The sequence below is a fragment of the Flavobacterium sp. genome (assembly GCF_047602195.1).
Lineage (GTDB): Bacteria > Bacteroidota > Bacteroidia > Flavobacteriales > Flavobacteriaceae > Flavobacterium.
Window position 1 is genome coordinate 226816 of record NZ_JASGHW010000003.1, and the last position, 11430, is coordinate 238245.

Annotated in this window: 5 protein-coding genes and 1 tRNA gene; 2 read left to right on the plus strand and 4 right to left on the minus strand. The window is 49.0% G+C overall.

The window, feature by feature from the left end:
- Positions 1-152: 152 nt before the first annotated feature.
- Positions 153-8492, minus strand: a complete 8340-nt coding sequence (locus QM717_RS04380) for a choice-of-anchor D domain-containing protein (protein WP_415035229.1) — start codon at positions 8490-8492, stop codon at positions 153-155.
- Positions 8493-8837: 345 nt separating this feature from the next.
- A tRNA-Met gene (locus QM717_RS04385) sits at positions 8838-8911 on the minus strand.
- Between the two features lie 148 nt (positions 8912-9059).
- On the opposite strand from QM717_RS04385, the gene QM717_RS04390 reads away from it, so the two are divergent.
- Both QM717_RS04390 and QM717_RS04395 read left to right on the plus strand, forming a co-directional pair.
- The gene (locus QM717_RS04390; protein ID WP_415035231.1) at positions 9060-9452 is read left to right on the plus strand and encodes an START-like domain-containing protein; all 393 of its coding nucleotides are present in this window, start codon (positions 9060-9062) and stop codon (positions 9450-9452) included.
- 51 nt (positions 9453-9503) lie between these two features.
- Entirely contained in the window at positions 9504-10343 is an 840-nt protein-coding gene (locus tag QM717_RS04395; RefSeq protein ID WP_415035233.1) for an aminotransferase class IV, read from the plus strand.
- On the opposite strand, the gene QM717_RS04400 is transcribed toward QM717_RS04395, so the two are convergent.
- Entirely contained in the window at positions 10340-10900 is a 561-nt protein-coding gene (locus QM717_RS04400; protein ID WP_415035235.1) for a YqgE/AlgH family protein, read from the minus strand. The genes QM717_RS04395 and QM717_RS04400 overlap by 4 nt on opposite strands.
- 120 nt (positions 10901-11020) lie before the next feature.
- A complete protein-coding gene (locus QM717_RS04405; protein WP_415035237.1) occupies positions 11021-11293 on the minus strand; it encodes an HU family DNA-binding protein in 273 nt (90 codons plus the stop codon).
- Between the last annotated feature and the right edge of the window lie 137 nt (positions 11294-11430).

Consider the following 11430-nt stretch of genomic DNA (forward strand, 5'->3'; position numbering starts at 1 on the left):
AGAATTATCAATCGAAAGAAAAAAGTTTTTTATCGATAAAATGCATAAATCATCGTTAAAATACACTTTTTTATCGAATTTGTAAAAATAATCTTATAATAAAAAAAGCTTCCTGTTGGGGAAGCTTCTTTCTTTTTTGGGGAAAAAGGGCGTTACTTGATAATGATCTTTCTAGATAAATCGCCTTTCGAGGTGTGCACTTTCACTATGTACGTTCCGGTGCTGATTGTTTGGACCGGTAACTGGATTTTCTTTTGGTTGACATCGGTGACGTCCCAAGTCGTTACGACCTGGCCGAGCATGTTGAACAACATTACTTCTTCAACTTCTGCATCGGTGCCGTTGAGTACCGTAATCATGCGGTCATCGCTGGTGAAGAAAGCATTGATGTTGGCGTTGGCAACGAAATCATCGGTATGCAATGAAGTGCCGTCGGTGAATCGCAACGAGAAACGGTTGTCGATGGTGCCGGCCGGAAGCTCGATGCTGAACTTCTCTTCGCCACGGATCGAATGGTACAGATCGGTTACATTGTCATAGATGTACACTTCCTGCGATTCTTCGAAACTTTCGGTATTGTCGAGCATGAACTTGATGGTTCCCGCTGCGGCCACTTTGACCCCGATCGGGTAGATGTTGTTCACGTTGAAGAAACCGTCACCTTGGATGTTCAATTTGGTTTCACCGTTGATGAAATACATATCGCTCGGTTGGTTGTCGATATGCGGCGCATCATAGCCCACATCGATTCCGCTGGTCGCGTGTTCGTCCATAAAACCGAGCAGCAATTGTCTGTGGAAATTCTCCGGCGAAGTGTACCCGAGACGGATTCTGGCAAAAGTATCCGCTTCGAAATAATCCTCCTCGTTGTTGAATTCGGCCACTGAAGCCCTGGTCAAAGGCGCACCGCTGTTGGTATTGGCCTCACGGAACATAAAGTTCGAGCTCGCGTTGTCTTCCTTGACGAACAAACGTTGGCTGTTGTTGAAGGTGATGGTTCCACCAGTCGCGCTACCGTTGACGAAGAATCCTTGTCCAACCGGGATGAATCTTCCCGGAATTCTCGTACTGGTTCCTGCACCGCTGATGCCGGCCGGAGCTACCGGAGGTGTTCCACCCGTCAAGTTTCTGACGGCATAACCTCCTTGGTAATTCACCAAAACGTGCGAGTTGTTGGTGCTGTAATGCTCCCAGAAATACAGGGCGCCGGTTGTCGAAGCCGCGTTGGCCAGGATGAACGCATCCGAATCGAGTGCCGAAGCATATGGGTTTCCGCTCAGGTTCAGGTTGTTGGCTGCAATCGGGCTGGTGATGGTCGCGTTGTGCGGCTTGCCAGAGAACGTGAAGTTTTGGGTAGCCGTAGCCGCGCCGCTTCCTTTCATGGTGTAGCCTTGTCCGGCGAGCAAAGTGCCGTTGGCACCGACCGATGTCCAGTTCGCATAGACCGGCGAGGTGTTCTGGAACTTGAAGATCCAGTAGTTCGCGATCGAGATAGGCGAGGTAGCCGAACCGTTGTAGCCTGTGACAAAGTTGATGTTCTGTACGTTTGATGGCGTAGTTCCGTCTTTCATGACCCCGTTTACCGTATAATTGTTGTTGTTGGTAGTCGCACTGATTGCTCCAACAGGGGCACACCAATAATTGTAATTGTAGATGTTCGATTGTCCTTGTTGGTCTCTTTCGAGTGAACCGGCACTGGTCGGGTCGAGGTCGCTCTGCGCAGTCTGCACCAATTGCGATTTGCCCACGAGGTCAATTTTTCCGTCGAGTTTCAAGTACCAGTCGTTCTGGATCTTGATGTCGTTGGTTGCCGAAATGGTAGCGGTCGGGTTGACGAACATGCCCAAATCGACATTGTTGGCCGTCTCGGTGATGTTGTGTCTCACTTCTACAATCGACCAGTCCTGGTCCATGATGTCGAGTCCGCGGATTTCACGTGTCGGGCTGTTGACCGCAACTGCGAAGTTTCCTGGTCTTTCGGTTTGGAATGGCATCGGGGCCTGCTGTACCTGGATGATTTTGTTGTTGTAGATTCTCATACCAGTGGCCACGTCAATCGAGGCGGTAGTCAAGTCGTCGATGATGTCGTCTTTGTACGCATCCATTCTGTAATAGCGCAATACGTTGGCCCATGGAAGCGATCCCACATCTTTCGGGATGATGGCACCCCTGACCTGTGAGCTGTTGTTTTGCATCTCTTGGTAAACGATTCTCTGGAACTGCGCATCGGTCAGGTTCTTGTTGAAAATACGTACTTCGTCGATTTTGCCTTTGAAATAATTGTTATTGGCCGTTGGGTTTTTACCGATGGTCAACAGCGAGGCATCGGCTTGTACGCTTCCTGATTCAGAATGTGTAGACACGTTGACCCCGTTGAGGTACAATTTGAGCAAACCGCCACCCAATGTAGCACCCACATGGTACCATTGGCCCGTATTCAAGGCAACACTGCTGTAGGTTATGCTGCTTCCGTTCATGGTCACTTGCAAGTTTCTGTTGCTGTCGATCTTGAGTTGGAATTTGTCCTGGCCAATTACCACACCCTCGCCATTAAAGGCGCTGTTGAGGTCTACCCAGGCCATTATTGTCAAGGTAGACAATCCACCCATGACACCAGTGCCGCTGCCGTAATCGTTTCTTCCGTCGAATTCGAGGAACAATTTTCTGTTCAAATCCCTTGGCGAGCCAATCGCCGAAGTATTGGTGTCGAAAGTATCGGTAATACCGTCTTTGTCCATATCCGATGAACCGTCAATCATACCGTCGTTGTTGGCGTCAAGGCTCAAATACAAACTGTTGAAGATGTCGAAATAACCATCGCCATCCGAGTCAAGCTGCAAATAATCCGGGGTGTTGTCGTTGTTGGTGTCCTGCGCAAATGCCCTAGGATTGGTTCCAAAACCGGTATTGTTGTCATACAGGTCGAGGATTCCGTCACGGTCGGTATCCACGAGGTCGCCTTTTCCGTCGCCGTTGATGTCGCCATCACCGTTGTAGATGCCCGCCTCGTCCACATCAAACCATGAATCGTTGTCAGAATCGAGGTCGAGGTAATCCGGCACACCGTCATAGTCTGTATCCGGAATCGAATAAGATCCACCGCTGATGTAGCTGTCGATGATGTCGTTCAATCCGTTGCCGTTGGCATCGCTCCAGGTCAATGGGCTGCTCAAATCCATTTTCGACAAATAGTTGCTGAAATGTTTGAAGCCTGCTTCTTCCACATCTGGAATACCGTCGTTGTCGTCATCGAGGTCGAAGATGTTGGCAATGCCGTCACCGTCCGTATCGATGTAATTCTGTACGATCTTGATGTCGTCGATGGCCAAGTCATTACCACCACCACCGGTCGAGTTGTTCTTGAATCGGATGATGAATGAAGTCACGTTGCCTAAGTTGACCGAAGTCGAGAATGGCAACCAGTTGGTCGTCGCACAAGAGTTGTCGTTCGGATCCATCGTACATCTTCCGATGTAACCGGTGTTGAACGAAGACAACAAGTTGTTGTTCAAATCGACGAACTCCACCGTGATGTTCGGACGGATACTGCCGCTGTAATTGCTTTGTCTCATGATGTTGAGTACAAAGAAGCTGTACGAGATCGGTACGTTCGGGATCACCCCGTCGATCCTGGTTTCGTAGAAAGTACCCGCAGCGAAACTCGCGTTGAATACGGCCATCCTTCCGTTGACGTCGCTTGGTGTGTGGTCCAAACCATCGTACCAGGCCAAGTCGCCGTGGATGTTTTCAGGATCGGATGCAACCGGGCCCGTAATTTTGTAGTTCACACAGTATTCACCGTCTTCCAGCGTTACCGAAGCATCGCAGGCAGAACCGTATCCGTCTTCATAGCAATAGCTACAAGTCGCACCCGGCGTATTGACGTTGATTTGGCCCTTGGTGGTTCCCGCACCGAAAGTTTCGTTGAGGAACACATACTCCACCAGACCGGTCAATGGGTAGGCCAGACCGTCGGTTTGCTCCTGGATATCGATGATGCCGTCGTTGTCGTCGTCGATGTCTTTGTTGTCGGTAATGCCGTCACCGTCGGTATCCTTATAGGTTTGTACACCGGTTCCAGAAAGGGCGAAGTTGTATGGATTTTCGTCGCTGTCGTTGTTCACGATAGAGAACATCGCGTTTTTGACCCCGATGGTAGTCGGCGTAAAGGCAATCTTGAAGCGCGAGTTTCCACCGGCCGCAATGGTAGAGGCCGGAGCAGAAATGACACTGAAGTTGGAAGCGTTCACGCCACTAAAGCTGGCTGCCCCGATTGCCAAGGCACCGGTTCCCGTGTTTTCGATGATGAGGTTTACGTATACGCTACCGCCGTCCATCGAAACCTCGCCGAAATTGGTCTGGTCGCTGGTCGAAGTCGTGGTGGTACCATCGACAATATTGACGTTGTACTGGCTCTTGATGTTGATTTCAGGTACACCGCCCGTTCCACGGATCGCATAATCGTATGGGTTTTCGTTGCTGTCATTGTTTGGGATGTTCATCGTGGCATTGCGCTGTCCGATACCGCCCGGGTTGAAAGCCACGGTAGCCGTTACGCTTCCGAATGCCGGTACCACGGTTCCAGGAGAAGCCGTTACCGAGAAGTCGGTGGCATTGGTTCCGCTAAAGGTGATGGTGCCCAAGGTCAATACCAGGTTACCCAAGTTTCTGATCGTGTAAGTGCGCGACAAAGCCACGGTGCTGAAATCGGTCCAGTCGGCAGTGGTCGGTGTCGTATCGCCGTCCGCGATCGAGGTCGCGTTACCTTGAACATCGATTTCCTGTGCCACACCCGTACCGCGGATCGCGAAAGTGTAGGGGTTCTCGTTGCTGTCGTTGTTCGGGATGCTGATGGTCGCGTTTCTGGTTCCGGTTGCAGTCGGTGCAAACGTCACGGTAAAAGTGGTCGAGCTGAAAGCACCCACTGGGCTTGCTGGCAATGCGGTTACTGTAAATTCTGTAGCATTGGCCCCCGTGAAAGTAATCGTACCGATGTTCAACAAGGTATTTCCTTGGTTGAAAATGGTGAAGGTACGCGTCACGGTGGCGCTGCCGAAGTCGGTCCAGTCTGTAGTCGTAGGTGTTGCATCGGCATTGGCAATCGAAGTTGCGTTTCCTTGGATATCGATCTCTGGGATGATACCGAAACCGTGCAAGGCAAAGTCGTATACACTTTCATTGGCGTCATCGTTGTCGATGCTGATCGTTGCGTAACGGTCGTTGATGGCACTCGGGGTGAAAGTCACCACAAAAGTGGTCGATCCATAAGCACCAACGGTAGCGGCAGGAAGTGTAGTCACCGAGAAATCACCGGCGTTCACACCGCTAAAGTTGATCGCGCCTACATTGAGGACAATGTTCCCCAGGTTGCGGATCGTAAATGTTCTTGTAGCCACCACCGAACCAAAATCGGTCCAGTCTGCGGTAGTAGGCGTAGTGTCACCATCGGCAATGCTTGTGGCGTTACCTTGGATGTCGATTTCAGTCGCCACACCGGTTCCCTGCAACGAGAAGTCATAAGTACCCTCGTCGGTATCGTTGTTGTTCAACTTAATACCGGCCGAACGGATACCTACCGCGGTCGGGTTGAACGTTACCGTAAAAGTAGTCGTTTGTCCTGAGGCTACGGTGCTGTTCGGCAGCGTAGTGATCGTAAAATCACCCGCGTCAGGCCCTACAATAACTGGGGCGCTGAGGCTCAAAACACCCGCACCGGTATTGTAAATCGTAAAGGTACGGCTCATGTTGGTCGATCCGAAATCGGTCCAGTCGGTAAGCGATGGAGTGTTGTCACCATCGGCAATCGATACGGCATTACCGCGGATGTCGATTTCAGAGAACAATACCGTAGCTACAACTGCTGTCCTCGGAGAAGAAGTACAAGTTCCGTTGACGGCTTCTACGTAGAAGGTAGTCGTGCTTGAAATGAAAGGTGTCGTAAAGCTCGTACCAAAACCAAGCGATGGTCCGCCGGTTGGAGCGGCATACCAATACAGTGTTCCCACTGAAGCCGTCGCACCCAAGATAACGGTTCCAGGACCTGTTCGGGTAGCTGGAGTCGTTCCGGTGATCGTTGGTGTGGTATAGATCGTCAATGTCTTGGTCGAAGAATCGCTGCCACAACCTGCATTGCTGGCGGTAAGTGTAAGGGTCACGCTTCCGGCCGTCTTATCTGCGGCACTCGGGTTGTAAGTGGCCAAAGTCAAAGAGTTGGCGTTGGTGAAAGTTCCCGTTCCGCTTGAGGTCCACAATACCGAAGTATAGTTGGTGGCAGCGGCGCCGGCCGTGATGTTGATCGCGCTCGAAGTCGAACAAGTCGAAATAGCGGTCCCTGCATCGGCGGTCACCGGATTGTTGATTGAAAATGTCTTGGTTGAAACAGCATCGACACAAGGCGAATTCCCGGTAGCGGTCAGCGTCAGGGTAACCGAACCGGCAAGAATATCGGCCGGGCTTGGGTTGTAAGTAGCTGTTGTCAAGGAATTCGGATTGGTAATCGTACCTGTTCCACTTGAAGTCCAGGTTACCACGCTGTAGTTGGATGCGCTCGATCCCGCCGTAATGTTGGCCGATCCGCTGCCGCAAACGCCTACATCGGTTCCAGCCACTGCAGTCGCTGCCGCACGGATGGTCAAGGTCTTGTTGGAGCTGCCGCTTGTACAACCCGGGCTCAGTGCAGTCAAGGTCAAGGTGACGCTTCCGGCAGTTCGGTCGGCTGCACTTGGGTTGTAGGTACAGTTGATGATCGAAGTGGCGTTGGTAAAAGTACCTGTTCCACTAGAAGTCCATTGTACACTGGTATAAAACGAGGCCGAAGCGCCTGTGGTTACATTGACCGCACCATCGGTGGCGCACATAACGATTGGCGTACCGGCATTGGCGGATGGGTTCGGGATAAATGTCAAGGTTTTATTTGAGGTCACATTTCCGGTACAAGGGGACATGGCATTGGCCGTCAATGTTAGGGTGACGCTACCGGCAAGCTTGTCGGCTGCACTAGGCGTATAAGTGGCCAAAGTCATTGAAGTGGCGTTCGAAAACGAACCGGTTCCACTAGAAGTCCATTGTACAGATGATTGGTTGGTCGCGCTGGAGCCTCCAGTAATGTTGACCGAAGCGGCTGAATTACACAGCGACATATTCGACCCGGCGACCGCAGTCGGCAAAGATCGGATCGTTAAGGTTTTATTCGATGTGGCGTTTCCACAAGGTGTATTTCCATAAGCGGTCAAGGTCAGGGTTACACTTCCTGCGGTAATATCGGCTGCACTTGGAGTATAAGTAGCGGTAGTCAACGAAGTCGCGCCGGTAAAGGCACCCGTTCCGCTAGAGGTCCAGAGAACCGAGCTGGAATTGGACGCACTCGAACCTGATGTAACGTTAACTGGCGTTGACGTACAGGTGGATACGGCGCTTCCCGCATTGGCCGTAGGCGTAGCGATTACCGTCACTGATACCGAGTTTCCGGTCATATGGTTGGTGCTGCAATAGGACGAAGCGACATTGGTCACCGTCACGATGGTAGCGCCGACATTCAAGTTTGATGTAGTGAAGGTTCCTGTTCCCGGTGTTCCGGCAGTAAAGTTCATCGTAGCGGTATTGCCAGTAGCTACTGTGGTACCGGTAAGGTTATACGTCACGGTATAGGTTCCTGTAGCCATGGCATTCGAACGCAAGGTTACGACAGCACCTGTTCCCACACAAGTATTGGATGAAGTGGGTGCGGTACTAAAAGAGTAGGTAGGACAGGTATAGGTAATGATCACTTGTCCGTTACCGCCTTGTCCACCGTTTCTTGAGCTACCGCTGCTGCGGTACGCGCCACCACCGCCACCACCTGGGTTGTTGGCAGCCTGGCCGTCGTTGTTGGAGTTTCTTCCGTCTCCGCCGTCTCCACCCACGGTAGGGGCTGTGGCACCGGTCATGGTTGTTGCGGTAACACCTGCGGCTCCGGTACCTGCACCGCGTCCGGCAGAAGATCCACCGCCGCCAGACCATCTGGTACCGCTATTGACACCAGTAGCACCATTACCTCCGGCAAAAACAGTTGCACCGAAACTTCCGGCTACAGTTCCACCAGTGGCACCGGTCAAGGTGTTGGTAGGGCAAGAATCGCCACCCTCGGCCACTACATTTAGTGTACTGGTGGAGTGGGTGAACGTTGAATTGCCGCCCGGCTGGTTGTTATCGCTACTTCCGGCACCTACTACTACTGTATAGGTAGCGCCCGCGGTTACGGCTATGGCTGCACGACGTGCGTAAGCGCCACCGCCACCGCCACCGGTTGCATAGGTCGAAGAACTGCTTCTTGAACCTCCTTTTCCACCGGCACCCCAAGCTTCAACTGTGATGCTGGTGACACCTGTAGGTACTGTAAAAGTATACGTTCCCGGTGTGGAGTAAGTTTGCGTTTGTCCGTAGTTTAAAAAAGTCACCAATAAAAGTCCTAAGACCAGTAAAGCTTTTTTATGATACGATGTAATTGTTTTCATAATCCAGGGGTTATTAGTTAGTCATGTGGTGTGAATCTAATTTGTGCGTACTATGAAATTGCGAGGTAAAACTATAAGAAAATTTTAATTTCATCGATAAAAAGCTAAAAAATATCGATGAAATGCATAAAAATAGTTGTTTTGTAAGTTGTAGATTACAAAAATTATCAAAAACCTTACAGTTTTGCAAAACCGATAAGTGATTGACAGATAGTTTTTTGCAAAAACTGCCAAATGGGCCGAAAAAGGATTAAGAAAATGGGAATTTTGTGTGAAGTATAATGGACGGCAAATCAAATGAAGACAAAAAAAAACCCCAGACTATTTTGTCAGGGGATTTTGTCGTAGCGAGAGAGAGATTTGAACTCTCGACCTCAGGGTTATGAATCCTGCGCTCTAACCAACTGAGCTACCTCGCCGAATCGTTGGTACAACCTTAATTGCGGGTGCAAATATAAAACTTAAATCAGAGGTTGCAAATATAAAAGTGGAAAAAAATTTTATTTTTATAAATGCTTTTTTTTAAGTTTTATATTCTATATATTTCCCAAAAATTATTTGCTACCAATGGAACCTAAAGCACGCTACGAACTGGAATTTCCCATTAATTCCTCGCCTCAATTATTGTATCAGTACATCTCAACGCCTTCTGGTTTGCAAGAGTGGTTTGCCGACAATGTCAATTCCCGTGGGGAATTCTTTACTTTTATTTGGGACGATACCGAAGAAAACGCCAGGCTTACTTCTAAAAAGACCGGCGAGAAAGTCAAATTCCGCTGGATCGACGAAGACAAGAAAGACACCGACTACTTTTTTGAACTGCGCATCCTCGAAGACGAAATTACCAAGGACGTTTCCTTGATGGTCATCGACTTTGCCCAGGAAGACGAAATCAGCGAGGCGACCCTGTTGTGGGAAAACCAAATTTCCGATCTCAAACATGTCATCGGTTCGGTTTAGAATATTATTAATTCGACTTATATTTGCCCTGCATTAAACAGGGCATTTTTTATGGTTAATTTCAACGGGACGATGGTGTCCTCCACAGATCATTTATTGGCCAACAACCGCGGATTCCTCTACGGCGATGGCATTTTCGAAACCGTAAAAGTCCTCGACGGCAAGGTATTGTTTCTTGAAGACCATTACTTTAGGCTCATGTCGGGTATGCGAATCGTGCGTATGGAAATCCCGATGGATTTTACGATGGAGTACTTCGAAACCCAACTGCTGTCAACAGCCGAGGCCAATCATTGCAGCAATTCGGGCCGCGTCCGTTTGACGGTTTTTCGCAATCCCGGCGGGAAATACTTGCCGACCGACAATAATATAGGATATGTGGTCGAAGCCACATCGTTGGAAAATCCGCTTTATCGCATCGGGCAAAACGAGTATGAAGTCGATCTGTACAAAGATTTTTATGTCACGCAACAATTGTTGTCCTCGATCAAGACGACCAACCGCCTGATCAACATCACCGGAAGCATCTTTGCCAATGAAAACGGATTGCAGAATTGCCTGCTGCTCAACGATGCCAAGAATGTCATCGAAGCGCTCAACGGAAACCTGTTTATGCTGACGGGAAACAAATTGGTGACGCCACCCGTGTCCGACGGCTGTCTCAATGGGGTCATGCGACGCCAGGTTTTGGCCATCGCCAAAAAAATGGAGGAAATTGAAGTGGTCGAAGAATCGATTTCGCCGTTTGATCTTCAAAAAGCCGACGAGTTGTTCGTGACCAATGTGATTATCGGAATCCAGCCGATTACGCGTTACCGCAAAAAAGAATTTGTCAAAGGTTTTGCAGAAAGTATTTTGCTGCGACTCAACGCGCAGTTGCGTTTGGGTTAATTGAGCAGTGGATTTTCGGGGGCGTTCGACCAGATGATGTAGTCGCCGCCGAGTTCAAGGATCTTTTCTTTCCAGAAATCGGTGGTCGATTTGCCGATGATTTTGTTCTGGTACAGGTTTTCGGCCACGATCCAAGAGTTCGATTGCATTTCGTTTTCGAGCTGGCGCGCTGCCCATCCGGTATAACCCAAAAAGAAACGGATGTTGTCTTTCTTGATTTTCCCTTCGTTGATTAAGGTTTTGGTCAGTTCAAAATCGCCACCCCAATAAATCCCGTTCGAGATTTCGACGCTGTTGGTGATGAGTTCCGGAATGTTGTGGATGAAATACAAATTGTCCTGTTCGACCGGCCCACCATTGTAGATCTTGAAATTGGCCTCCACGTCGGGAACCAAGTCGTTGATGGTGTATTTGAGCGGCTTGTTGATGATGAACCCGACCGACCCGTCGTCGTTGTGGTCTGCCAGTAAAATGACGGAGCGGTTGAAAGACAAATCTCCAATTATCGAAGGCTCCGCAATGAGCAAATGACCTTTTTTGAGTTTTTCTGAAATCATCTTCTCGCAATTTTAAAATAAATTTAACAAAAAAATCGAATAAACCAAATAAAAAGGGCAATAAAAAAAGGACTTCCGTTTCGGGAAGCCCTTTTATTTATGGTAAAGTAAACGTTTTGATTAGTTTACGTTTCCTTCTAAATCAGCACCAGCCTTAAACTTAACAACGTTCTTAGCAGCGATTTTGATAGTCTTTCCAGTTTGTGGGTTTCTTCCGTCTCTTGCAGCTCTCTTAGATACTGACCATGATCCGAAACCTACCAAAGATACTCTTCCTCCTTTTTTCAAGGTTCCACCTACATTGTTCATGAATGATTCTAAAGCTGATTTTGCAGCTGCTTTTGAAATTCCTGCGTCAGCAGCGATAGCATCGATTAATTCTGATTTGTTCATAATAATAGTTATTAATTGTTGGTTAAACATTTAGTTAATATAACAAATTTAGTAGGAATTCCTTACTGGACAAGACTTGGGCGTTGTTTTTAATCGATTTGTTGATAAATGGTTGTTTTTGTTGATAAAGTAAGTTG

Coding starts and splice junctions, on each gene's coding strand:
- QM717_RS04380 (WP_415035229.1), bottom strand. CDS start 8,492: ATGAAAACAATTACATCGTATCATAAAAAAGCTTTACTGGTCTTAGGA.
- QM717_RS04390 (WP_415035231.1), top strand. CDS start 9,060: ATGGAACCTAAAGCACGCTACGAACTGGAATTTCCCATTAATTCCTCG.
- QM717_RS04395 (WP_415035233.1), top strand. CDS start 9,504: ATGGTTAATTTCAACGGGACGATGGTGTCCTCCACAGATCATTTATTG.
- QM717_RS04400 (WP_415035235.1), bottom strand. CDS start 10,900: ATGATTTCAGAAAAACTCAAAAAAGGTCATTTGCTCATTGCGGAGCCT.
- QM717_RS04405 (WP_415035237.1), bottom strand. CDS start 11,293: ATGAACAAATCAGAATTAATCGATGCTATCGCTGCTGACGCAGGAATT.